Source organism: Flavobacterium sp. FlaQc-28 (assembly GCF_044007415.1).
In the GTDB taxonomy this organism is placed as follows: Bacteria; Bacteroidota; Bacteroidia; order Flavobacteriales; family Flavobacteriaceae; genus Flavobacterium.
Map to the genome: position 1 here is coordinate 837,764 of NZ_JBIPCM010000001.1, position 25,687 is coordinate 863,450.

Below are 25,687 nucleotides of genomic sequence, written 5' to 3' on the forward strand. Positions count from 1 at the left end.
TAATTAAAAAGTAATAAATATCATATTTCTAAAAAGTTACAAGTAATACTTTTGACGAAATTTTTAAAAACAAATAAAAAGCTTAGAGCCTAGCGCTTAAAGCCTAAAGCAAAAAAATAATGAAAGGCGTATTATTAGTAAATCTAGGATCTCCAGACAGTCCAACGACAAAAGATGTAAAACCTTATTTAGATGAATTTTTAATGGATAAATACGTGATTGACGTTCCGTATTTGTTGAGAGCATTATTAGTTCGCGGTATTATTTTAAGAAAAAGACCAGAAGAATCAGCACATGCTTATGCAAAAATTTGGTGGGAAGAAGGCTCTCCTTTAGTGGTTCTTTCTGAAAGAATGCAGAAAAAAGTACAGCCTTTAGTAAATGTTCCTGTTTCTTTAGCAATGCGTTACGGAAGCATGACTATCGAAAAAGGACTTCAGGAATTGAGTGATAAAGGTGTTACAGAAGTTTTACTATTTCCACTTTATCCGCAATATGCAATGGCTTCAACTTTGACGATTTTGGTGAAAGCAGAAGAAATTCGCAAGAAGAAATTCCCACATATAACTTTTACAGATGTTCCGGCATTTTACAACAAACCAGATTATATCAAGAATTTGGCCGATTCGATTCAGAAGCATTTAGTTGGGTTTGATTATGATCATTTATTGTTTTCGTACCACGGGATTCCAGAGCGTCATATTCGTAAAACAGATGTAACCAAATCACATTGCAAAATTGACGGTTCTTGTTGTAATACGCCATCTCCAGCACACGATTTTTGTTACCGTCACCAATGTTATGAAACAACAAGACAAGTTATTAAGCTATTAGGACTTCCTGAAGATAAATATAGTTTAACATTTCAATCGCGTTTAGCGGGAGACAAATGGTTAGAACCTTATACTGATGTTGAAATTGATAACATGCCGGCAAAAGGAATTAAAAAATTAGCAGTTGTAACACCAGCTTTCGTTTCAGATTGTTTAGAAACTCTGGAGGAAATCGCAATGCGTGCCAAAGAAGATTTTGAAGCAAATGGAGGAGAAGAATTCTTGGCAATTCCATGTTTGAATGATGATGACGAATGGTGCGAGACCGTTGGAAATTGGATAAACGATTGGGCTAAATAGAGAATAGAAGTAAGAGTAAAGAAAAAGACTTTATGGAATATTACAATTATCTAAAATCACTGCATCTTATATTTGTAATCACTTGGTTTGCTGGTTTGTTTTATATTGTACGTTTGTTTGTTTATCAAATTGAGGCAAACGAAAAACGATCGCCAGAAAAAGAGATTCTGCAGGCACAATACAAAATAATGGCCTACCGTTTGTGGTACATTATTACGTGGCCGTCGGCAGTTTTAGCGAGTATTTTTGCTTTTTGGATGCTGTTTTTTACAGATGCCGGAAGCGTTTGGATCAAAATGCCTTGGATGCATGTAAAATTATGCTTCGTTTTTCTGTTATATTTATATCACGGAAAATGCCATCAGATTTTTAAACAACTGCAAAACGACGAAGTAAAATATACCAATAATTTTATGCGTTTATGGAATGAAGGCGCAACAATTATACTATTTGCGGTTGTTTTTTTAGTAGTTTTAAAAAGTGCCATTAATTGGATTTTTGGTGTAATCGGAATTATTTTATTCTCGGTTTTAATTATGCTTGGATTTAGGTTTTATAAAAGAATTAGAGAGAAGAAATAGTTTTTTGTTTCAGGTTTCAAGTTTCAGATTTTGTCGCGGTCGATAACCTGAAACTTGAAACCTGAAACAAAGAAACAAATCAAAAAACTATGTTTAACAACTTCAAAATGTCGATGCTTTCACTTCGTACCAGGATTTTCCTTTCGATGATTGTATTGATTGTTGTGGCATCTTTTTTATTGGCTTCGATTTCTATTATACAGTTCAAAACCGAAGCAAAAGAATACCATCAAGAGCGGCTGGAACGCAAAGAAAATGCCGTAAAAGAGCATATTAATTATGTGCTTTCTACAACCACTTATCCTTTGAAAACTCAAAATCTAGATTTAATTTTCAAAGATAAAATTCATGAACTTGCACAGATTCATAAAATTGAAATCAATATTTACAGTCTCGACGGAAAGCTGCTAAAATCCTCAAAAGAATCCTTTGCAGTCGATAAAATATCACCGCCAATTCCTGAATATATTCTGAAATTAGTTCGTTCATCAATCGAAAAACGTTTTGTGGATATTAAAACCATTGACGGCGTTAAAAATAGATCATCATACAGTTTAATTAAAGACGAAAAATTCAAGCCACTCGGAATTTTAAATCTTCCGTATTTAGAAGATGACGGTTATTATGATAACGAGCTGAATACATTTTTAATCCGCTTAAGCCAAGTATATTCTTTTATGCTGCTTGTTGCTTTTGCGCTGGCATATTTTCTTTCTACTTATATTACAAAATCATTAAAAACAATTTCTGATAAATTAGAAGAAACCAATTTAGATCAGAAAAACGAAAAAATCGTAATAGAAGCCACTAGTAAGGAAGTAAATTTCTTGATTAAGGCTTACAATGGAATGGTGGATAAACTTGAAACCAGCGCCATAAAACTAGCCCAAAGCGAGCGAGAGGAAGCTTGGCGTGAAATGGCAAAACAAGTGGCGCATGAAATAAAAAATCCGCTTACCCCAATGCGATTAACCGTTCAGAGTTTTCAGCGAAAATTCGACCCGAACGATCCTGATGTAAAGCAGAAGATGAATGATTATTCAGAAACTTTAATTCAGCAAATCGATACCATGACAGCCGTTGCTTCGGCATTCTCGAATTTCGCTTCAATGCCTGCACAGCAAAATGAGACTTTAAATGTTGTTGAGGTTGTAGAACTGGCATTGGATATTTTTAATGAAGATTATATTTCTTTTGAAAGTGATGAAGAAGAGATCATTTCCAAGATGGATCGCACGCAATTAATACGTGTAATTACCAATTTGGTTAAAAATGCAACACAAGCAATTCCAGAAAGCCAGTTTCATAAATCGATTGTTGTAAAGGTGAAAAGACGAAACAATAATGTTGAAATTGCCGTAAAGGACAATGGAATTGGAATTCAGAAACAAGATATAAGCCGAATATTTGAGCCAAAATTTACCACTAAAACCAGCGGGATGGGGCTTGGATTAGGAATTATAAAAAACATTATCGAAAATTACAAAGGAACAATTACCTTTGAATCAACATACGGGAAAGGAACCACTTTTAGAGTTTCTTTACCAATAACAAACTCATAAATTCAAGGTCATGAACTACGAAAATCTTTTAATTTCGATTGAGGAAAAAATCGCGACTGTTACGATTAACAGACCTGCAAAACTGAATGCTTTAAATAAGGCAACCATCAGCGATCTTAGTAAAGCGATTAAATTATTGGGAAAAAACGACGATGTTCGTGTTATTATTTTAACAGGAAGCGGAGAAAAAGCATTTGTGGCTGGAGCCGATATTTCAGAATTTGCAAACTACACCATCATAGAAGGTGCACAATTAGCAGCTGAAGGTCAGGAATCACTATTTGATTTTATCGAAAACCTTAAAAAACCGGTTATTGCAGCTGTAAATGGTTTTGCATTAGGAGGCGGATTAGAATTAGCAATGGCTTGTCATTTTAGAGTAGCATCTGATAATGCTAAAATGGGATTGCCTGAAGTAACTTTAGGATTAATTCCGGGTTATGGAGGAACACAGCGTTTACCTCAATTAGTTGGAAAAGGACGCGCAATGGAAATGATCATGACCGCAGCAATGATTTCTGCTGAAGAAGCAAAACAATACGGTTTGGTGAATCATGTTGTTACTCAAGAAGAACTTTTACCGTTTGCAAACGGTATCGCGCAAAAAATAATTAAAAATGCTCCATTTGCAATAAGTAAAGCGATTAAAGCAATCAATGCGAACTTTACCGATGGAAAGAATGGGTTTGATACTGAAATAAAATCGTTTGGAAAGTGTTTTGGAACACAAGATTTTAAAGAAGGCACAACAGCATTTTTAGAAAAGCGTAAAGCTGAATTTACAGGAAAATAATTTTTCTTAATTGCAATGTTCGCTTAGATTTACGTAATCCCGACAGCTATAGGGAGAAAATTTTTAATTTTTCTTGCGTTCTTTGCGTAAATCTTAGCGAACTTTGCGGTTAAATAACAACAGACAAAGGTTTTTAAAAACTTAGAACCTTAGCATCTCAGAACCTTAGAACCTTAAAAAAATGTACGAACCAATATTTGCTCTTTTTTGCGAGCGTGTTAGAGAAAGTATTCAAAATGGAACTTTTGCGAAACTTACTTTGGCCAAAACAATGGGAGATACAGAAATTAAAAACATCTACTTTCGTTTGGTTTTAAATGAAGACAATACTTTTTCGATTTCATTAACGACACGTTATAAAACAGAAGAAGTTGAAAGTATTCACACTTTAGACGAAGCCTTATTAGTGTTAGGGACCTATATTAAAAATCCGTTTTTAACAGCTTTGTTATTTACAACAGACAATGACGTTACTTTTAAAGTAAATAAAAAGAATGCTGGAAGTATTATTGAACAACAGCCGACATTTAAAAATGCTTCACCGGTAATGCTGGAGATGATTGAAAAAGGGATTGTTTAAAATAGTTAAAATTAGTGCTTTTTTTTATTTCGTAAGAAAAATACTTTATTTTAGCTGTGATTTTCAGATTAAAAATAATTGCAGATGAATGTTTATAGAGTGTCAGGCCGGTTGAAAGCTTTTATTTTCTTTTTCTCAGTAGTACTAATATTGATGTTTGGAAGCTTATTATTAGTTCCGTTTATTGATTTACCTTCCAATTCCCGTCTTTTAGAGCTGTATAATTTCTGTTGTTCTTCGATTTATTTGAATATCTTGGTGGTCTTATCAGCTCTTGTGATTATTATTTCTGCCCTAATTTTATTAATTAATGTTTTTATAAGAAGAGTCATATTTACAAATGATTCTATTATTTCGAGAAACATATTTGGTGCCCAAAAATTGGCATACAATGAAATAAAAGGCTATAGAATTACTAATTCTATGCTTTATATAATTACAAATTCCAGTAAGAAAAAACAGATTGTTATTAATCTTTTTAATTTAGAAAGAACTAATAATTTAATTCGCAGTTTAGAAATGCGATTTACAAACTTAGATTTCTAATTGATAAATAGTTCTACACTAATTTTACGAACAAATTAGAAGCAATTTTATTCGAAATCGATAATTCCTTATTGTCAACCTTGATTTTTACTGATAAATCGAAAGATTCTTTAGAAAGAAATTCTATTTTAGACCCCAAAGCAATTCCTTGCTTGTCTAAATATTTTAGAAATTCTGACGAAGTATCTTTTACCCCTACACAAATGCCAGTTTGATTTTCTGACAATTCAGAAAGCAGTTGTTTCTCTATTTTAATAATTCGGCCATTTGCATCTGGAATTGGATCTCCGTGCGGATCTTCAGTCGGATTTCCAAGAAAATCATCCAAACGATTTATTAGCTGCTCCGATTTTATGTGTTCTAATTGTTCTGCAATATCATGAACCTCATCCCAGCTGAAATTTAGTTTTTCAACAAGAAAAACTTCCCATAAACGATGCTTTCTAACAATCATTTTTGCCGCCAGTTTTCCATTTTCAGTTAACGAAACGCCTTGGTATTTTTTATAATTAACCAAATCTTTCTCGGCTAATTTTTTAAGCATATCAGTAACAGATGAAGCTTTAGTTTCCATCATTTCTGCAATGGCATTCGTGCTCACCTCAGTTTCAAGAGAAGCTGTAAGGTGATATATAGATTTAAGGTAATTTTCTTCTGAAAAGGTCATTTTTTTGAGGTTCTGAGGTTCTAAGATGCTAAGGTTCTAAGTTTTCTTTTGCGGCTTTTATGAAACCTTAGAATCTTAGAGCCTCAGTGTCTGAGCACCTTTATTTAACAATCAACAAAGGTATCGAAATTTTGTGTCTGAGTTTGTCTACTGTGGTGCCAAAAAGAATATCTTTTAATCCTGTGTGGCCGTGAGTTCCCATAACTAAAACATCAAAATTTCCTTGATTAATAATGTTTGGAATTACAGTATTAGGTTTCCCAAAACCAAGTTCTGTTTCGATTTTAAACCCTTTTTGCGAAAGCATATCTTTATATTCCAGTAATAATTTTCCGTCTATAGTAGTTTCATGGTCAGCAATATTCCCTCCGTACATTAGTGCTCCTACCGTTTCAACAATATGAATTAAAGTGTACTGAGCATTAATTCCGCCCAGCTCAAACGCATTGTTGAGCGCCGCTTCATCAGCTTTAGAAAAATCTACAGAAATGGCTATGTTTTTCTTGTTGTAAATCTCCTTTTGAACATATTGTAATTTAAGATGGTGTGGAGAGTGATTCTCGATGTTTGATTTTGCTCTGGCAATAAATGGTTTTACAATGATATAAAGCAGCAAGGCTAAAAAACCAAAAGCAAGCGGAACAACAGTAAACCATATTATTGCAGGATGCGCTGAAGTTGCAAGCCAAGTAGTTATTTCGTCATAAACTAATTTAGCATTTAATGAAACGATGATTGCGGCGATGATCCAAGAAACGGCTTGAGTAGTTTTAGAAATATGAAAGCCATTCATTTTAGATTTGTCGCTCACAAAATGAATAAGAGGAATAATGGCAAAGCCAAGCTGAAGACTTAAAATTACCTGACTTAAGATTAACAATTTTCCAGTAACACTTTCGCCATAAATAGATATAACAATTAATGCGGGAACAATAGCAATTAAACGGGTTAAAATACGACGAACCCAAGGCTGAATACGCAAATGCAAATAGCCTTCCATTACAATCTGTCCGGCAAGAGTTCCCGTTACAGTAGAGCTTTGTCCTGCAGCAATAAGAGCAACAGCAAATAAAATTGGAGCCCATTTAGTTCCTAATAATGGTTCTAGAAATTGATGAGCATCTTGAATTTCGGCAACCTCAAACATTCCATTTTTATGAAAAGTTGCAGCGGCGAGAATTAAAATTGCGGCGTTTACGAAGAAAGCTAAATTTAAGGCGATCGTAGAATCGATCAAATTGTATTTTAAAGCTTGTTTTATACCCGCTGGACTACGGTCAAATTTTCTAGTTTGTACTAAAGAAGAATGCAAATATAAATTGTGCGGCATTACGGTAGCTCCAATAATTCCGATAGCGATGTATAAAGCTGCCGAATTTGGAATTGACGGAATAAGACCTGCAAGGATTTTTGGAACTTCGGGTTGTGCAAAAATCATTTCAAAAATGAAAGAGAGACCAATAATTGCGACCAAAACAATTATAAAAGCTTCCATTTTTCGAATTCCTTTATTGATTAAGAATAATAGAAGAAAAGTATCTAATACAGTTATTAAAACGCCTTCAAAAAGCGGAATTCCAAACAATAAATTAATTCCAATTGCCATTCCAAGAACTTCGGCAAGATCACAGGCAGCAATGGCAATTTCTGCCAGAAAATATAATATGTAATTTATGTATTTTGAATAGGTTTCTCTCGAAGCTTGTGCAAGATCACGCTGCGTTACAATTCCCAAACGCGCACTTAAGCTTTGCAGCAGCAAAGCCATTAAGTTACTCATTAATAAAACCCAGACTAAAGTGTAACCAAATTGACTTCCTCCGGCGATATCTGTTGCCCAGTTTCCAGGATCCATATATCCAACACTTACTAGATATGCGGGGCCTAGAAAGGCTAATATTTTTCTGAAACCTGTTTTTTTATGCTCTGTCGCAACCGATTGGTTTACCTCTTCTAAAGATTTGGTCATTTTAAAAGTATTGTTTTAACAAATATAGGTATAAATTATATTCGTAGAACAATATTTTTAGGCGAGTCTAAATATTAGATGTTAGAATTCAAACAATTTGGACATAAACCTGATAATGTAAAATTTATCTCGTTTACTTTATAATTATGCGGCATAATATAACTTGGCTTTACATTTTCGAGACACGTAATTTCATGGCAGTTTTCACAGCTAAAATGCGCATGATTATGAATGTGTACTCGCTGATGTGAATGATTGCATTTTGCATATTTTACAGTGCCGTCTAGATTTGAAATTTTATGAATAATATCATCGTTAACTAAACGATCTAAAATTCTATAAGTTGTAACACGATCACAGGTATCGTTCAATTGTTTTTGAATTTCGGTATGAGACAAAGCCGTTTTAGATTTCTCAAAAATCTCTAAAACGGCCGTCTTTGCTGTAGTAGTGCGCGTGGTTTTCATTCTATTTATAAATTAAAAAATTAACGCAACAATGTTGCAATTGATTTTAATGTGTATATTTGCAACAAAATTGCATTAAGCAAAAATACAAGAAATGAAGAAAACAACAACATCCTTTTACGATATTTTAGGAATTTCGAGTGCAACTATTTGTCTGGTTCATTGCTTAATTTTTCCGCTTTTAACCATTCTGCCTTTAGGCTTAAGTCACAATCCAATTATCGATTTATTATTTGCTTCAATAGGTTTATTTGCCATCTTCAAAATTATTAAAAAATCTGCTCTTTTGGTCTCAACAATTCTTGTTGTTTCAATGATGTTGATCTGGATAAGCATTTTAAGTGAGTTATTGCTAGAAGTACATTCAGATTTAATTTATTTAGGAGGAATCGGAATGATTATCGGGCATTTGATCAATTACAAATTACACAAAAAACAAAATCATTAAAAAGTATTGTTATGAAACAGAAAAATTTTGATGTGATTATCGTTGGCGGCAGTTATAGCGGTTTGTCAGCGGCAATGAGTTTAGGACGCTCGCTGCGTGAGGTTTTGGTTATCGACAGTGGTTTGCCTTGTAACAGACAAACGCCATATTCTCATAATTTTATTACGCAGGACGGTGAAAAACCAGCTGCTATTTCGGCGAAAGCCAAATTGCAGGTTGCTCTTTATAAAACAATTCATTTTTATAATGGACTTGCGGTAGAAGCAGTTAAGAGAGAAAACGGATTTGAAATCTCAACTAAATCTGGCGAAGTTTTCAGTGCTAGAAAAATTTTGTTTGCAACTGGTGTTAAAGATCTACTCCCTGAAATTAAAGGTTTTGGAGATTGCTGGGGAATTTCAGTTTTACATTGTCCGTATTGTCATGGTTATGAAGTTAAGAACGAAAAAACGGCCATTATTGCAAATGGTGAAATGGCTTTTGAATATGCAAAGCTAATTTCGAATTGGACAAAAGATCTTAGATTATGCACTAATGGAAAATCAACTTTGACTTTAGATCAAGTTGAGGCTTTAAAAAAACACGGTGTTACCCTATTTGAGGATGAAATTGAGACTTTTGAGCATACAAATGGATATGTGGAGTATATTATCTTCAAAAACGGTGAAAAAACGGCTGTAAAGGCTGTTTATATGAAACCGCCTTTTAAACAACACTGCGCTTTGCCAGAAGTATTAGGCTGTGATTTGAGCGAACAAGGTTTACTAAAAGTAGATGCAATGCAAAAAACGAATATTGCTGGTATTTATGCAAGCGGAGATTGCACAACTCAAATGCGGTCTGTTGCAATGGCAGTTTCGACAGGATCATTTGCTGGTGTTGTAATTAATAAGGAACTTATTGATGAGGATTTTTAATTGATGTGTCGAAAATCTTTTGCAAAGCCGCTAAGTTGTATTAAAAAAACTTGAGATGAAAAAACTTGGCGTCTTCGCGGCTTTGCGAGATTTAATAAAGAGAATGCAATAAAAAATAACTTTGCGGTTTTTGCCTTTAATGGGCTAAAAATAAAAATATAACATATTGGTATGACTTGAGTTGAAAAATTACAAACTTAAAGTTATTGTTTGTCAAATTTAATTTTTAGTTTTGTCTAAATTTAATTTTACCACGATGAAAAATTCAATTTGGATATTGATATTATTTAATTTACACTTTTCTTTTGCACAAGAAACGACGAAAGTATCGGGTTTTATATCTGGCGAAGGAAGAAAAATACACGCCGCAAATGTTCATTTACTAGGTTCAAAGCAAAAAACTGTTTCGGATAGTTTGGGATTTTATGCATTCGAGAATGTTGCTTTTGGGAATTACACTATTCAGATTTCTCAAATGGGATTCCAGACTTTGAAAAAGAAAATTGAAGTGACTAAAGATTCAATTCAATCTTATGATTTTGAATTAACCGATAACGAGAATCAGCTTAATGAAGTTGTGGTTTCTGGGACTTTAAAAGCCGTAAAGCGATTAGAAAGCGCCGTTCCAGTTGAGGTTTATTCGCCTGTTTTCTTCAAGAAAAACCCAACACCAAGTATTTACGATGCGCTTCAAAATGTAAATGGCGTTCGTCCTCAGCTTAATTGCGGCGTTTGCAATACGGGTGATATTCATATAAACGGTTTAGAAGGACCTTATACTTTGGTTTTGATTGATGGAATGCCCATTGTAAGCAGTCTTTCGACGGTATATGGTTTGTCAGGAATACCAAATTCATTGGTTGAGCGAATTGAAATTGTAAAAGGTCCAGCTTCTTCTCTTTACGGAAGCGAAGCGGTTGGCGGTTTAATCAATATTATCACTAAAAACCCAACAAATGCACCAATGTTTTCTGCAGATTATTTTACAACAACTTATTTAGAGAATAATCTTGATTTGGGAATGAAATTTAATGTTGGAAAAAAAGCAACTTCACTTTTAGGAGTTAATTACTTCAATTACGATCAGGTTATTGATAAAGACAAGGATAATTTTACAGATGTAACGCTTTCTGATCGTATTTCGGTTTTTAATAAATGGAGTTTTCGTCGAAATAATAATCGTTTGTTTACCATTGCAGCACGTGGAATGTACGAAGATCGCTGGGGCGGAGATGTTAGATGGGAGAAAAAATATAGAGGCGGCGATGAAATTTACGGCGAAAGTATTTATACAAAAAGAGGAGAGTTGATAGGAAGTTATCAATTACCGTTTGAGGAGAAATTAATGCTTTCTTTCTCTGGAAATGTGCATTATCAGGACAGTCGTTACGGAACAACTTCGTATATCGCCAATCAAAAAATTGGTTTCCTGCAATTGACTTGGGATAAAAAAATAGGCAGAAATGATTTCCTTGCGGGAATTGCCACTCGATATTCTTATTATGATGATAACACAACGGCAACAAAAGAAGCTGAAAGTACTTGGCTGCCGGGAATTTTTGTTCAGGATGAAATTACGATTTCGCCAAAAAGCCAAGTTTTGTTAGGAGCACGATATGATTATAACTCCATTCATGGTTCGATTTTTACACCAAGATTTGCTTATCGCCTAAAAGCAAATGAAAATACTATTTTTAGATTGAATGCCGGAACAGGATTTCGAGTGGTGAATTTATTCACCGAAGATCACGCAGCGCTTACTGGTTCTCGAGATGTTGTGATTCAGAATGATTTGAAACCAGAAAAATCTGTAAATGTTAATTTGAATTATATTCAGAAAATTAATTTCGGAAATGGAACATTTATGGGGATCGAAACGACTGCTTTTTATACACGTTTCAGTAATAAAATAATTTCAGATTATGAGACTGATCCTAACAAAATTATTTATGATAATATTGATGGATATGCCATAAGTCAAGGAATTAGTACGAACATTGATGTGAATTTTACTAATGGAGTGAAATTTATTCTTGGTGCGACTTTTTTGGATAATAAAAATGTTGAAGATGGAATTGCTGCACGGCCTTTTTTAACAGAGAATTTTACTGGAACTTGGAGTATTTCGTATAAAATTGAACCTTGGAACTTATTATTGGATTATACAGGAAACGTTTACAGTCCAATGAAACTGCCTTTATTGAACGAATATGATCCAAGAAATCCGAACTCACCTTGGTACAGCATTCAAAATATTCAGTTTACTTATACAGGATGGAAAAATTTTGAACTTTACGGCGGTGTAAAAAATCTGCTTAATTTTACTCCAATGCAGAATAATCCATTTTTGATTTCGCGAGCAAACGATCCTTTCGATAAAAATGTACAATATGATGCGGCTGGAAAAGTATTGGTTACACCTGATAATCCATACGGTTTAACTTTTGATACGACTTATGTTTACGGGCAAAACCAAACTATTCGAGGTTTTATAGGATTACGATATACTTTGAGGTAATTTTTTCTGATTGTCACCCTGAGCGAAGTCGAAGGACTTACCAGATTAGAGCGGGGCTTCGACTTCGCTCAGTCTGACAATTACTAATCAATCATATTAAAAGAAATCCTTTTAATCTGTGATCCCGATAGCTATCGGGAGTGGCAAAAACAAAACAAAACAAAACAGTGAAAAGGCTAATACTATTAATAATCATCTTCGGAACCTCTTCAACAGGATTCTGCCAGTTAAAGAGCAGAACTTTTGAAGAAGTGGATAGTTTGCAGCAAATTCAAAAACGGAAAATCATCGTTTTCATTCATACCGATTGGTGTCAATTTTGTCAAAGAATGAAAGCAACAACTTTCAAGAATAAAGAAATCATTGAAACATTGAATTCAAATTTCTATTTCATTGATTTTAATGCCGAAGAAAAACGCAATATTGCTTTTAACAATCAGATATTTAAATTCAAGCCTTCAGGAAACAATGTTGGCGTTCATGAACTGGCTTTGCAGCTTGGAACTATTAACAATCAAATTGTATATCCAGTTTTGTGTATTTTGAATGAGAATTATGAAATCATTCTTCAGTATAGCAACTATTTAAGTCCGAAAGATTTTAAACTTCTTTTAGCGAAACTGGAAGAATAAATTTTTCTTATTTTTGAGAATGAATTCTTCGCAAATCAAACACTTCGATTACATTTTTACAGGAACTGGGCTGGCTGCTTTAATGACAGTTTACAAAATGATTTTAGCTGAAAAATTCTCAGATAAATCTATTTTGCTTTTAGATCAGGATTCAAAGAAAAGAAATGATAGAACTTGGTGCTTTTGGGAAAAAGAAGATTCGATTTGGAATCCTGTCATTTCTAAAAAATGGGATTTAGCTTTTTTTGCTAATAAAGATTTTAAACGAGATCTTGAATTAGAACCATATACATATAATAAAATCAGTGGATTAGATTTTTACAATTTCATTTTTGAAAGGATTTCAGATCAGCCGAATATTACTTTTTCGAACGAGAAAATTACAGATATAAACGAACTTGAAACTCATGTTTTTGTGGGTACAGAAGAAAATCGTTATACGGGAAATTATTTATTCAACAGTATCTATACAAAGACCTTTGCCGAAAGTCAGAATAAATTTCCAGTTTTACAACAGCATTTTGTGGGCTGGTTTGTGAAAACAGAAACTGAAATTTTTAATTCTGAGAAAGTCACTTTTATGGATTTTTCGGTAGAACAAAAAGGAAATACTCGATTTATGTATGTTTTACCTGCTTCTACAACTGAAGCTTTGGTCGAATATACTTTGTTTTCAGAAAAAAGACTTTCAACAGAAGAATACGAAAGTGAAATTCAAGTTTATTTGGAAAAGCTCGGAATTCAGAAATATGAAATTCAGGAAAAAGAGCAGGGAAGTATCCCAATGACTTGTTATCCTTTTTGGAATAAAAACACGAAAAGGGTTTTAAATATTGGGACTGCAGGCGGATGGACAAAAGCAAGTACAGGTTATACCTTTAAAAATTCGGATAAAAAATCTTCGGAATTAGTTGATTTTCTTCAAAATGAGAATTTCAAAATGAAAGATTTTCACAAGAGAAACCGATTCTGGTTTTATGATTTATTGCTTTTAGATATTTTGTATCGTTATAATGAATTAGGAAGTTCTATTTTTTCTTCTTTATTTAGAAAAGGAAATCCTCAATTGATTTTTAAGTTCTTAGACGAAGAAACGAGTTTTTTTGAAGATGTTAAAGTTATTTTAAAGTGTCCAAAATTCCCATTTATTAAAGCGTTATTTAGGGTGATTTTTCTCTCAAATAAAATTAACCAAAACCAATAACTTTTGAAAAATATTACTTTAGGAATTTCTTTCTTTTTTACCCTTTTATCATTCGGACAAGTTTCTACAAATAAAGCGCATGATGCTATTGTGGAAGAGTTTTTAACCAATTGTGCCGAAAAACACAATTATGTTTTTGAAATGGCTGAATGGCAGGATTGTCTTGATCAGGGATTAAAAAAAGACAGTACTGTTGCCTATCTCTGGCAGCAAAAAGCAATGCCGTATTTTAAGTGTAAAAAATATGAAGTTGGAATGCAATATTTAAATAAAGCTGTTTTTTACAATAAAGAACGCTGGTTGTCTTATCGCGCTTTTATGAAATGTATTTTTTCGCATGACTATAAAGACGCTATTATAGATTTTGATGAAGCGATAAAATTGTATGGAAACAGTTATGTTATGGATCATTCGTTTAATTTTTATAAAGGAATCTGTTACCTTCAATTAAATAACTATGAAAAAGCAGAACATCTTTTTGATGATTATGTAAATGATATTTATAAAAACAGACAACAATTAGAGCATCCGACAGCTTATTTTTATCTTGGAATTGCAAAATATGAACTTAAAAAGTGGGATGAAGCAATTGCTATTTTTGATAAGGCGATTAAAATCTATCCTGAATTTTCAGACGCAAAGTATTACAAAGCGATTTGCTGGCTGAAACAAGGTAAACCAAGAGAAGAAGTTGTGGCTTTAGTAGGTATTGCTAGAGAGGATGCTGCGAAAGGATTTTCGATTAACGAAGACAATACTGTTTATGAAACCTATCCGTACCAAAAGAAATTCAGTAAATAAGATTATGTCATTGTAATCAAGTTTATTATGTGTTTTATTTTAAAAAAAAAGGGTTGTTTTTCAATTTGGTTTTGATTTTCGACTTTATGACTTTACAACTTTTGACTAAATCAATCGAACTATAACAAAACTTTATACTTCAAATTAAGTAGTTGCGAGTAAACTTTGTAACTTTGCAGTTCAAAAGTAAAATTTAAAAATAAGAAATATGTATCCAGAAGAAATGGTAAAACCAATGCAAGCTGAATTAACTGCTGGAGGTTTTCAAGATTTACATAGTGCTGAGGCTGTAGATAATGCTATCAAAGCTGAAGGTACCACTTTAGTTGTTGTAAACTCTGTTTGTGGTTGTGCTGCAAGAAATGCACGTCCGGGAGCAAAAATGAGTTTAGAAGGTGCTAAAAAACCAGATCATCTTATTACAGTTTTTGCTGGTGTAGACAAAGAAGCTGTTGATGCTGCAAGACAACATATGTTTCCATTTCCTCCATCATCGCCATCTATGGCTTTGTTCAAAAACGGAGAATTGGTTCACATGTTAGAGCGTCACCACATTGAAGGTCGTCCAGCTGAAATGATCGCTGAGAATTTGCAAGATGCGTTTAACGAGTTTTGCTAATTTAAGGGACTAAGGTTCTGAGTTGCTGAGGTTCTAAGGTTTTAGGCTCAAAGTGACAAAGATAAATAGGCACAAAGATTAACAACAAAAGCACTATAGAAGTATAGTGCTTTTGTTGTTTTATAACGTTTTTAAAACCTTAGAATCTTAGCAACTCAGAACCTTTAAAGGCTCCATCCCCCGCCAAGTGCTTTATATAGCTCCACCATTGAGCTTAATTGTCTTTCAGATAATTGTGCTAAGCTTAATTGAGCATTAAACAAATTAGTTTCTACATCTAAAACTTCTAGGTAAGAAACGTAGCCGCTGTCGTATCTTTCGCGAGAAAGGTTAAAATTTATTAAAGCCGCTTTTACCTGTCTGTTGCGCGCTTCCCACTCTTCTTTGTAGGTTTTAATGTTTTGAATAGATTGTTCTACTTCGGTAACAGCAGAAATATAGGTTTTTTGATAGGAAAATTTGAGTTCTTCTGCCTGTTGTCTGTATATTTCAACTCTTCGTTTGTTTCTTCCAAAAGCAAATATTGGTCCGGCAATTCCAGCTGATGCATTCTGAGAATAAGAACTTCCTAAAAATAAATTGCTTAAATCTGCACTCGCAAATCCTGCAATTGCAGCAAGGTTTAGAGAAGGAAAGCGCATAGTCTGCGCAGTTCCAATTCTTTCATTAGAAGCTTTGTACTTTAGTTCAGCGGCTTTTACATCTGGTCTGTTTTCTAACAAAGAAGAAGGAATTGATAATGGTATTTCATTTACAACTCGCAGTTCTGTGTTAGATTTTCCTCGCGGAATTTCAGATGGAAGTTGACCCGTAAGAAGAGAAATAATATTTTCCTGATAGGTAATCTGCCTTTTGATATTAGGAATAGCGGCTTGCGCTATGGCAACCTGTTGTTCAATTTGAACTTTATCGACCTCAGAGATATATCCGCTTTCAAATCGTTTGCTTATAATTTCATAGTACTTTTCTCTAGTAGAAAGAGTATGTTTTGCAATTTCCAATTGATCGTCAAAGTTTCGCATCTGAAAATAAGCTGTAGCAATACTGCTTACAATATCAGATAGAACAACTTTTCGAGCTTCTTCTGTCGCAAGAAGTTCGTTTTGTACAGCATTATTTTCATGACGATATCTTCCCCAAAAATCAATTTCCCATGACATACTAGCTCCAGCATTCGATGGTGTTAAGTTTTTCTCATTGCTGTTTATTGTTGCTCCATATTGAAATGAAGGCAATAAATTTGTTTTAGAGTATCCTAATTCTGCTCTAAGCTGATCAATTCTAGCGACTGCAATTTTTAAATCATAATTATTTTGAAGCCCTTTTGTGATCAAATCTTTTAAAACATCATCATTAAATAGATCAAACCATTTTAAGTTGGTTACAGAAGCCAGTGTATCTAAATTTCTTTCGTTTTTATAAGAATCTGACTTTTGCTGTTCTGGTTTAGTATATTTTGGTCCCACCATACAGCCCACCGGTAGTAGTGAAAGTATAAATATAACTACGATTATTTTATATTTCTTAATCATGGTCTGTAGTATTTGAGTCCATATTATTTTCAGTGGTTGTCACCTCGTCATCTTTCTTCTTACCGATGTTTTCAATCATAACAAATAAGCCGGGTACAATTAACACACCTAGAACGGTTGCGATTAACATACCGCTAAATACGGCCATTCCCATTACGATACGAGCTTGAGAGCCAGCTCCTGTAGCAGTTAAAAGCGGAACAACACCCAGTATAAAAGCAAAGGCAGTCATTAGAATTGGTCGAAAACGAAGTTTTGCTGCCACCATCGCTGATTCATAAAGTGGTTTTCCTTTTTCATATTCTTCTTTGGCAAACTCGACAATAAGAATGGCATTTTTGGCAACTAATCCAATTAACAGTACTAGTCCAATTTGCGCAAAAACGTTATTTACATATGCATCACTTCCAATTCTCGCTAAAAGCAGTCCTAAAAATGCCCCAAAAACGGCAAAAGGGGCGCCAAGCAGCACACTAAATGGAAGTTTCCAGCTTTCGTATTGTGCGGCTAGAATTAGAAACACAAAAACTAATGCCATTATAAATACTGAACCCCCGCCGGGAGAATGTTTTTCTTGATACGAAAGGTTGATATAATCAAAGCCCATATCTGAAGGCAGGGTTTGTTTGGCAACTTCTTCAAGAGCGGCTAAGGCTTGGGCACTACTGTAACCATCACTAGGGCTTCCTCCAATTTCGGCAGATCTAAATAGATTTAGACGATTGGTGAAATCAGGCCCCATAACTTTTGTTGCTGTAACTAATGTAGATATTGGAAGCATATCGCCATCATTATTTTTGATATATATTAAATTTAAATCTTCTGGTTTTACTCTATTTACAGCTTCGCCTTGTATGAAAACCTTATATTGACGCCCAAAACGGTTAAAGTCATTTACATAACTTCCTCCTAAAAATGCTCCTAAAGCTTCTGTAACTTTCGAGACGGGTACGCCCAGTTTCATGGCTTTATCATTATCAATATCAAGTTTAATTTGCGGAGAACCCGCATTAAAGGTGGTGTAAATACGTTTTATTTCGGGACGCTGCTGAGCTGCCGCTATAAAAGCCTGAGTTTGCTCGGCTAAATATTGTGGCGTATTACCGCCTTTATCTTGCAGCATTAAACTAAAACCGGCAGATGCACCTAGACCTTGAATTGCAGGAGGGCCAAACCCAAATACAGAAGCGGTAGTTATTTGAGTTGCAAATTTTTTGTTTATTCTGTCTACAAATTGTTTAGAGGTTTCTTCTCTTTCTTCCCATGGTTTTAATGAAATGAAAACAAATGCACTATTAGGCTGGTAAGAATTCGTAAGCATACTAAACCCGTTTATGGTAGTATAAGACAGTATTGATTTTTCTTCTTTTAAAAAACTATCCACTTTTCTAGATACTTCATCGGTACGCTGTAATGAAGATGCCGGTGGCAAAGACATATTGACTAATACATAACCTTGATCTTCTTCAGGAATGAATCCTAACGGAATTTTTTTACCTAGTAAAACAACTGCTGCTAGAATAACCGCCAGTAATACAACAATTCGCATTGATTTTTTAGCAAAGAAAGTAGCTCCTTTTATGTATCGGCCTGTTACTTTTTCGAAGATTCTATTAAATCCAGTAAAAAACTTGGCTAACCAGCCTGTTTGTTCTTCGATAGGTTTTGTTGGTTTTAACAGCATGGCACATAAAGCGGGACTTAAAGATAAGGCACTGAATGCAGAGAATGCTACAGAGACGGCAATGGTTATGGCAAATTGCTGATAAAAACGGCCTGTAATTCCTGGAGTCATTGCAACTGGTACAAATACAGCAATCAAAATTAAGGCAATTGCTATTACAGGGCCTGATACTTCGCGCATTGCTTGGATTGTTGCTTCTCTCGGATTTTTTCCTTTTTCGATATGATGAATTACAGCTTCTACGACAACAATGGCGTCATCGACTACAATACCAATAGCTAATACTAATCCTAAAAGTGAAAGTGTATTGATAGAGAATCCTAATAACGGGAAAACGGCAATTGTGCCTATTAAAGAAACAGGAACTGTTATTAAAGGAATTAATGTCGCACGCCAGTTTTGAAGGAAAATAAAAACCACTAAAATTACCAGTATAATAGCTTCAAAAAGTGTATGAACAATGTCATCAACTCCCGCTGTAATGGCAAGAGTTGTGTCTAAAGATTCTTGATATTCTATATCTTTTGGGAATTTTTCTGACAAGTCTTTCATTGTGCTTTTGGCTAGTTTAGCTACCTCTAGGGCATTACTGCCGGGCATTTGATAAACAGCCATTACTGCACTTGGAGAGCTGTTACGACGAGCAGACGAACTATAATTTTCAGTTCCCAGCTCAATTCTAGAAATGTCGCTTAGTAAAACTTGAGCACCGTCTTTTTTACTTCGAACAACGATTTCTCCAAATTGCTTTTCAGTAACTAAACGATCTTGAAGTGTAACACCATAAGTAAATTCAGTACCTGGCGGTGCAGGCTCAGCCCCAAATTTCCCACCAGGGCTAATCATGTTTTGAGCATTCAAGGCATTTTTCACATCGTCAACCGTTACGCCTAGTTTGCTCATTACATCTGCTTTTAGCCAAATACGCATTGAATAATCACTTCCTCCAAAAAGTGAAACTTCTCCAACACCTTTAATACGTGCCAATTGATCTACAATATTAATACTGGCATAATTATTTAAAAATTTAGCATCGTATTTTGGATTGTTTGATGTTACTGTAAACAACATCATTGGGAATGAAAGGGACTTTTTTACTACAACACCTTGTTGTTTTACACTTGAAGGCATAAAAGGCGAAGATTGATTCTGCCTATTTTGCGTAAGCATATTGGCATTGTCCAAATTGGTTCCTACATCAAAAGTTACCTCAATGGTACAAGCTCCATCAGAAGTATTAGTAGATTTCATGTACAGCATGTTTTCTACACCATTTACCTTTTGTTCAATTGGTGTAGCAACAGCTTGTTCAACATTCAACGCATTAGCTCCTGTAAAACTTGTAGTAATTTTTACAACAGGCGGATTGATGTCTGGGTATTGTGAAATAGGCGTTTTTTGTAATGCCAGTAATCCAAGTATCACAATAATAATACTTATTACAATAGCAACGATTGGTCTGCGAACGAAAAATTCTCCCATAATACTGTGTTGTATAAATTATTTAGCTGCTCCAGCCCCAGTCTGACCTAATTCCCATTGCACTATTTTTGGTGTAATAACACTTCCGTTTTTTAATAACGAAGTGCCTCCCATGGCAATTTTATCTCCAGGTTTTAATCCGTCTTCAATAACGTATCCATCTTTTACCGATGGACCTGGTTTTACAATCTGCATGTTGACTTTATTGTCTTTTCCTAGAACATAAACTTGGTAAATACCTTGTACCTCTATTACTGCGCGCTGTGGAATCACGATTGCATTTTTGCGAACATCTGTAAGCAAACCAATTTTTACATATTGTCCTGGACGCAATAATTTATCAGGGTTTGCAAATGAAGCTTCAAATGTTATGGCACCAGTAGAAGGATCTATTTGTCTGTCGGCAAAACTAACTCGACCTGTTTCTGGATAAGTTGATCCATCTGATAATTTTAGAGAAACTATTGCACCGGATCCTTTTAAAGGAGAATCAGGTTTACTGAATTCTCTAAAAAGACGAAGAAATTCCTGTTCGCTCATTGTAAATCGAACTCTTACATCGCCTAGATCAGAAATTGTATTTAAAACGGATGCAGCGCCAGGTCTTACATAATCGCCCACTCTTACTTTAGATATTCCAATTAAGCCAGAAATTGGAGCAAGAATTTGGCAGTAACCCAATTCAATTTTTGAATTTTCTAAAGAAGCTTGTGATGCTTTAATTTGTGCCTGAGAAGCACTATTGGCAGATTTTGCCGAAATTAATTCCCTCTGACTAACAGCATTTATTTTAGCTAAAGGTGCAATCATATCTAAGTCGGCTTTGGTTTTTGCCAAACGTGCTTGCGATTCTGCCAATGTTCCTTCGGCTTCGGCAACTTTTGCTTTATATGGTAACGGATCAATGCTGTACAATAACTGACCTTTGGTTACAAAACCACCTTCTTTAAAATTTAAGCTTGTAATTATGCCATCGACTCGCGGATTTATTTGAATATCTGATTGCCCGTAAGTTTGTCCAGTGTATTCAGATTCAACTTTTACATCCTGATTCAAAACTGTAAGGATTGAGATTTCTAATGGTTTGGGCGCTGGCGGAGTTTCTTTTTTGCAGGCTGAAAGAAAGAAAAGGGATAGAATTGCCGAGAGGTAAATTTTGTTCATTTTTAATTTATATTAAGATGCATTAATATTCAACTAATTAAAAACCAATTAAGTCCATAGCTAAGTTAACATTTTTTTAATAAAAAAGTGAAAAAAGTATATTTCATTTTACCTCACTTTGTAAAGACTGTATTTGTTTGATAATCAGTAATTACGGAGGTTTTGATGAATAGTAAAGAGAAAATGCATGAATTACCCCAATTCTTTAATCAAAAAAAATAGATAAAATGTTAATAGAATTTTTAATCTGAAAATAAACCTTATTTTTGCAGCAGATTTTAAAAATCACATATATTCTTAACTTAAAACTGTTTATAGCATGCAACTGTACAACACTTTGAGCGCAGAAGAAAGAGCTATCATGATCGATGATGCAGGTAAACAACGTCTTACGTTGTCTTTCTATGCGTATGCAAAAATTGAAGATCCCAAAAAATTTCGCGATGATTTATTTCTAGCCTGGAACGCACTTGACGCTTTAGGTCGAATTTACGTTGCCAACGAAGGAATTAATGCTCAAATGAGTATTCCTGAAGAAAATTTGGAGGCTTTTAGAGCAACTCTTGAAGTTTACGATTTCATGAAAGGCATTCGTTTAAATGAAGCTGTAGAACATGATGACCATTCCTTTTTAAAATTAACTATTAAAGTTCGTCATAAAATCGTTGCCGACGGTTTAAATGATGATACTTTTGATGTTACTAATATAGGCGTTCACTTGAAAGCCAAAGAATTCAATGACATTCTTGATGATCCAAATACGATAGTTGTTGATTTTAGAAATCATTATGAGAGCGAAGTTGGACATTTTAAAAACGCCATTACTCCAGATGTTGAGACTTTTAGAGAAAGTCTGCCAATAATCAACGATCAACTTCAAAACCATAAAGAAGATAAAAATCTGGTAATGTATTGTACCGGAGGAATTCGTTGCGAAAAAGCTAGTGCATACTTTAAGCACCAAGGTTTTAAAAATGTGTTTCAGTTAGAAGGCGGAATTATCAATTACGCTAAACAAATTGAAGCAGAAGGTTTAGAAAGCAAATTCATTGGAAAAAACTTTGTATTTGATAATCGTCTTGGGGAAAGAATTACGGATGATATTATCTCACAATGCCACCAATGCGGAAAACCTTGCGACAATCACACAAACTGCGAAAATGACGGCTGTCATTTATTGTTTATTCAATGTGATGATTGTAAAACTGCTATGGAAAACTGTTGTTCTACAGAATGTTTAGAGATTATTCATATGCCTTTAGTAGACCAAGTTCGTTTAAGAACTGGAAAACAAGTTGGAAACAAAGTGTTTAGAAAAGGAAAATCTGAAAATCTAAAGTTCAAGCATTCAGGAGAATTACCGAATTCAGCTTTGGGTGCAGCAGAAAAACCAGTTGATATTCGCCAGAAAGTAAAAGTGAAAAAAGTGCTTCTTGGAAAAGCAGAACATTATTATGTTAAAGCGCAAGTAGGACAATTTACTATTGAAAACCAAGAGTTAAACAGCGGAGATAAAATCTTAATTTCGGGACCAACAACAGGTAATCAGGAAATGATTTTAGAAAAATTAATTGTTGACGGAGCCGAAACTGAAACGGCTAAAATTGGTGATAAAGTTACTTTTGAGGTTCCTTTTAGAATTAGATTGTCAGATAAATTGTATAAAGTTTTAAATTAGCGATTTTTAAAATCCTAATTTAAAATGGCGCAGCCATATTTTACCAAATTATGGATTCATGCCATTTTGGCCACCAAAAATTAATATAAATATAGTCCATGGTTTCAATCGTGGGCTATATTAATGTGTTACAAATAATTTTTAAAATATAGACTATGATATAAATCATAGGAATCTAATCTATACCCGCATTATTTTTGTCATTTGAATAATAAATCAAAATGACACTTACCAACAAAATTGAACTCATGGCTCCCGCAGGGAACTTTGAGTCACTTCAAGCTGCTTTAGATAATGGTTGTGATTCCGTATATTTTGGAGTTGAACAGCTGAATATGCGAGCACGTTCGACGGTGAACTTTACAATTGATGATTTAAAAGAAATTGCAAATCGATGCGAAGCCAAAAGCGTTCGAAGCTATCTTACTTTAAATACCATTATTTACGATCACGATTTATCAGTCGTAAAAACATTATTGACCAAAGCCAAAGAAGCAAACATTACGGCAGTAATTGCTTCTGACCAAGCCGTAATTGCTATGGCAAGATCAATTGGAATGGAAGTTCATATTTCAACACAGCTGAATGTAACGAATATTGAAACTATAAAATTCTACAGCTTATTTGCCGATACTATGGTTTTAAGCCGTGAATTGAGTTTGCGTCAAGTAAAAAATATCACAGATCAGATTGAAAAAGAACAGATTAAAGGTCCAAATGGAAACTTAATCGAAATTGAAATTTTTGGTCACGGCGCTTTATGTATGGCGGTTTCAGGAAAATGTTATTTGAGTTTACATTCGCATAATTCGTCTGCGAATCGTGGTGCATGTAAACAAAACTGTCGAAAAAAATATACCGTAATCGATCAGGAAACAGGTTTTGAAATTGAATTGGATAACGAATACATGATGTCGCCTAAAGATTTATGTACACTTGATTTTTTAGATCAGGTTATCGATTCTGGAATTAAAGTTTTAAAAATTGAAGGACGAGGCCGTGCGCCAGAATACGTGGCAACGGTAACCAAAACGTATCGTGAAGCGATTGATGCTTATTATGATGGAACTTTTTCGAAAGAAAAAACCGCAGTTTGGATGAAAGCTTTAGAAACAGTTTACAATCGTGGATTCTGGTCAGGATATTATCTGGGACAGGAATTAGGTGAGTGGAGCGATATTCCGGGATCTGCAGCAACACAAAAAAAGGTTTATGTTGGAAGAGGAACACATTATTTCCCAAAAGCAGAAGTAGGGCAGTTTAAGATTGAAGCTTATGACATTAAAATCGGTGATAAAATTTTAGTGACAGGTCCAAGTACAGGAGCCCAGGAAATGATTATCGACGAAATGTTTGTGAATGATTTAACGGCAGAAAAAGCAACAAAAGGAGACGATTGTACTTTTAAACTTCCATTTAGAATCAGAATGTCTGACAAATTATATAAAATTGTTGAGGCGTAATGGTTATCGTAACTTTACAAAGAGATAAATGCATTGGCTGCAATTATTGCGTAGAAATGGATCCAGTTCATTTTCAAATGTCAAAAAAAGATGGAAAATCGGTTTTGATTCATTCTGTAAATGCAAAAGGCTTTTTTACATTAAAATCTCCAAATCATAGTATTGCTGAAAGCTGCGAATTAGCGGCCAAAGCTTGTCCAGTTAAGATTATTACAGTAAAAGAGACATAGATATATTCAGCCTAAAAAAAGCTTAAAAAAAACCTGTTTTGTGTTAAATAGACAGGTTTTTTAATTTAGACTTTTTTAATGTTTTATAGATCACGTTTTGATTGGTAATTGTATGAATACTTTTTAAATTTGATAAACAAAACGATTGTCCTGGAGAAATTTATTTACATTATCTCAGTGTATTCTTTTTCATCAATACATTCAGACGGATCAGATGGATTGTAATATACCGTAATCTTTTCGCCAATCTCTTTTCCTGTCGTTGTATTGTCAAATATTTTTACAGTTTGTAATTTGTCCTCTTTGTCTTTAAATTGAACTGTCCAAATGGTATTCTTTTTAATAGCGCTGCCTCTTTGTTCTTTGGTTAAAATGGTGCCCTCGGTTTGAACATAAGTCTCGTATTTTTTTCGGGTTTCATTATGAGTAAATGATTCTGGTCCAAATTTGTACATCCAGAATGCACCTGAACCTACTAATACTAAAAGAAAAATAAAAATGATTTTTGCTGCTTTACTTTGCATAATTTTTTAATTTAAAGGGTTATTTATGAATAGTTACATTGTCTAAATAGAAGCTATTATTTATGTAAATTAATGTTCCGCTAAATTTGAATTTGCCGTTAGGCAGCTCCTGATAATCATCTGTGCAGAATTTTAATGTTTTATTAGAAAAGTTTTTTTGGGCGAGGACAACATTTCTTTCCTTTTGATCAAAAAGCATTACTTTATCTCCTCCAAAAGATAGATTTGCCTCAATAAGTATTTCTCCTCTGCAATCTTGTTTTGTCCAAATTTCAATTTTATTTTTCTCACCTAATCTTATATTCGTAAACATGCTGCAAAATGCAGGATAACCTTCAATCTCAATTAATTTTCCATTCCATTGTTGATCATCTTTAAGCGATTTAATTTGCTCCAAAGTAAGTAACTCACCCTGTTTTGATGGATTGTCCTGTTTTGTGCATTTAATAAATAACACTAGTGAAATGAAGAGTGTTAAGACTAATTTTATCCG

At 34.1% G+C, this 25,687-nt stretch carries 24 protein-coding genes; 16 read left to right on the top strand and 8 right to left on the bottom strand.

The genetic code is table 11. From position 1 onward, the window contains the following. Positions 1–119: 119 nt before the first annotated feature. From hemH to ACHRVL_RS03670, 6 genes are all read left to right on the top strand, one after another. A complete protein-coding gene (hemH, locus tag ACHRVL_RS03645; protein WP_089053458.1) occupies positions 120–1,133 on the top strand; it encodes a ferrochelatase in 1,014 nt (337 codons plus the stop codon). A gap of 32 nt (positions 1,134–1,165) precedes the next feature. Further along, positions 1,166–1,714 carry a CopD family protein gene (locus ACHRVL_RS03650; protein WP_395410387.1) on the top strand — a complete coding sequence of 183 codons (549 nt, stop codon included), beginning with the start codon at positions 1,166–1,168 and terminating at the stop codon, positions 1,712–1,714. A 146-nt stretch (positions 1,715–1,860) separates the two neighbouring features. After that, complete coding sequence (locus tag ACHRVL_RS03655) at positions 1,861–3,276, top strand: sensor histidine kinase (RefSeq protein WP_395411078.1); 1,416 nt, start codon at positions 1,861–1,863, stop codon at positions 3,274–3,276. 10 nt (positions 3,277–3,286) lie between these two features. Further along, complete coding sequence (locus ACHRVL_RS03660; RefSeq protein WP_395410389.1) at positions 3,287–4,069, top strand: enoyl-CoA hydratase/isomerase family protein; 783 nt, start codon at positions 3,287–3,289, stop codon at positions 4,067–4,069. A gap of 181 nt (positions 4,070–4,250) precedes the next feature. Continuing rightward, entirely contained in the window at positions 4,251–4,649 is a 399-nt protein-coding gene (locus ACHRVL_RS03665; protein WP_395410390.1) for a hypothetical protein, read from the top strand. 84 nt (positions 4,650–4,733) lie between these two features. After that, positions 4,734–5,195 (top strand): hypothetical protein, encoded by a 462-nt coding sequence (locus ACHRVL_RS03670; protein ID WP_395410393.1) that lies wholly within the window; start codon positions 4,734–4,736, stop codon positions 5,193–5,195. A gap of 13 nt (positions 5,196–5,208) precedes the next feature. Here the strand turns inward: ACHRVL_RS03670 and ACHRVL_RS03675 are convergent, their stop codons facing one another. The 3 genes from ACHRVL_RS03675 to ACHRVL_RS03685 form a co-directional block, all read right to left on the bottom strand. Further along, positions 5,209–5,862, bottom strand: coding sequence for a metal-dependent transcriptional regulator (locus ACHRVL_RS03675; protein WP_395410395.1), 654 nt, complete (start codon positions 5,860–5,862; stop codon positions 5,209–5,211). Positions 5,863–5,962: 100 nt separating this feature from the next. Further along, on the bottom strand, positions 5,963–7,831 hold the full coding sequence (locus tag ACHRVL_RS03680) for an Nramp family divalent metal transporter (protein WP_395410396.1): 1,869 nt from the start codon (positions 7,829–7,831) through the stop codon (positions 5,963–5,965). A gap of 74 nt (positions 7,832–7,905) precedes the next feature. Beyond that, on the bottom strand, positions 7,906–8,298 hold the full coding sequence (locus ACHRVL_RS03685) for a Fur family transcriptional regulator (RefSeq protein WP_395410398.1): 393 nt from the start codon (positions 8,296–8,298) through the stop codon (positions 7,906–7,908). Positions 8,299–8,392: 94 nt separating this feature from the next. Here ACHRVL_RS03685 and ACHRVL_RS03690 point away from each other — a divergent pair, with 94 nt between their 5' ends. The 7 genes from ACHRVL_RS03690 (at position 8,393) to ACHRVL_RS03720 (ending at position 15,437) form a co-directional block, all read left to right on the top strand. Beyond that, positions 8,393–8,746, top strand: coding sequence for a MerC domain-containing protein (locus ACHRVL_RS03690; protein WP_395410400.1), 354 nt, complete (start codon positions 8,393–8,395; stop codon positions 8,744–8,746). An 11-nt stretch (positions 8,747–8,757) separates the two neighbouring features. Next, positions 8,758–9,663 (top strand): NAD(P)/FAD-dependent oxidoreductase, encoded by a 906-nt coding sequence (locus ACHRVL_RS03695; protein WP_395410402.1) that lies wholly within the window; start codon positions 8,758–8,760, stop codon positions 9,661–9,663. A gap of 256 nt (positions 9,664–9,919) precedes the next feature. Further along, positions 9,920–12,181 (top strand): TonB-dependent receptor domain-containing protein, encoded by a 2,262-nt coding sequence (locus ACHRVL_RS03700; RefSeq protein WP_395410404.1) that lies wholly within the window; start codon positions 9,920–9,922, stop codon positions 12,179–12,181. Between the two features lie 167 nt (positions 12,182–12,348). Further along, a complete protein-coding gene (locus tag ACHRVL_RS03705; protein ID WP_395410407.1) occupies positions 12,349–12,813 on the top strand; it encodes a thioredoxin family protein in 465 nt (154 codons plus the stop codon). Positions 12,814–12,832: 19 nt separating this feature from the next. After that, positions 12,833–14,017, top strand: coding sequence for a lycopene cyclase family protein (locus ACHRVL_RS03710; RefSeq protein WP_395410408.1), 1,185 nt, complete (start codon positions 12,833–12,835; stop codon positions 14,015–14,017). A gap of 3 nt (positions 14,018–14,020) precedes the next feature. Then, complete coding sequence (locus ACHRVL_RS03715; protein ID WP_395410410.1) at positions 14,021–14,818, top strand: tetratricopeptide repeat protein; 798 nt, start codon at positions 14,021–14,023, stop codon at positions 14,816–14,818. Between the two features lie 208 nt (positions 14,819–15,026). Beyond that, positions 15,027–15,437: a BrxA/BrxB family bacilliredoxin gene (locus ACHRVL_RS03720; RefSeq protein WP_395410411.1), complete on the top strand. Its 411-nt coding sequence runs from the start codon at positions 15,027–15,029 to the stop codon at positions 15,435–15,437. 164 nt (positions 15,438–15,601) lie between these two features. Here the strand turns inward: ACHRVL_RS03720 and ACHRVL_RS03725 are convergent, their stop codons facing one another. From ACHRVL_RS03725 to ACHRVL_RS03735, 3 genes are read right to left on the bottom strand one after another with little or no spacing between them, the layout of a single operon-like run. Continuing rightward, entirely contained in the window at positions 15,602–16,969 is a 1,368-nt protein-coding gene (locus ACHRVL_RS03725; RefSeq protein WP_395410413.1) for an efflux transporter outer membrane subunit, read from the bottom strand. After that, complete coding sequence (locus ACHRVL_RS03730; RefSeq protein ID WP_395410415.1) at positions 16,962–20,135, bottom strand: efflux RND transporter permease subunit; 3,174 nt, start codon at positions 20,133–20,135, stop codon at positions 16,962–16,964. The genes ACHRVL_RS03725 and ACHRVL_RS03730 overlap by 8 nt, the downstream gene beginning before the upstream one ends. 18 nt (positions 20,136–20,153) lie before the next feature. Next, a complete protein-coding gene (locus ACHRVL_RS03735) occupies positions 20,154–21,299 on the bottom strand; it encodes an efflux RND transporter periplasmic adaptor subunit (RefSeq protein ID WP_395410417.1) in 1,146 nt (381 codons plus the stop codon). Positions 21,300–21,618: 319 nt separating this feature from the next. On the opposite strand from ACHRVL_RS03735, the gene ACHRVL_RS03740 reads away from it, so the two are divergent. From ACHRVL_RS03740 to ACHRVL_RS03750, 3 genes are all read left to right on the top strand, one after another. Beyond that, the gene (locus ACHRVL_RS03740; RefSeq protein ID WP_395410418.1) at positions 21,619–22,977 is read left to right on the top strand and encodes a rhodanese-related sulfurtransferase; all 1,359 of its coding nucleotides are present in this window, start codon (positions 21,619–21,621) and stop codon (positions 22,975–22,977) included. 221 nt (positions 22,978–23,198) lie between these two features. Next, positions 23,199–24,440 (top strand): peptidase U32 family protein, encoded by a 1,242-nt coding sequence (locus ACHRVL_RS03745; protein WP_395410421.1) that lies wholly within the window; start codon positions 23,199–23,201, stop codon positions 24,438–24,440. After that, complete coding sequence (locus ACHRVL_RS03750) at positions 24,440–24,670, top strand: ferredoxin (RefSeq protein ID WP_395410422.1); 231 nt, start codon at positions 24,440–24,442, stop codon at positions 24,668–24,670. The genes ACHRVL_RS03745 and ACHRVL_RS03750 overlap by 1 nt, the downstream gene beginning before the upstream one ends. 164 nt (positions 24,671–24,834) lie before the next feature. On the opposite strand, the gene ACHRVL_RS03755 is transcribed toward ACHRVL_RS03750, so the two are convergent. Both ACHRVL_RS03755 and ACHRVL_RS03760 read right to left on the bottom strand, forming a co-directional pair. Next, complete coding sequence (locus ACHRVL_RS03755) at positions 24,835–25,194, bottom strand: DUF3592 domain-containing protein (RefSeq protein ID WP_395410425.1); 360 nt, start codon at positions 25,192–25,194, stop codon at positions 24,835–24,837. A 19-nt stretch (positions 25,195–25,213) separates the two neighbouring features. Then, positions 25,214–25,591, bottom strand: coding sequence for a hypothetical protein (locus tag ACHRVL_RS03760; protein WP_395410427.1), 378 nt, complete (start codon positions 25,589–25,591; stop codon positions 25,214–25,216). Positions 25,592–25,687 lie beyond the last annotated feature (96 nt).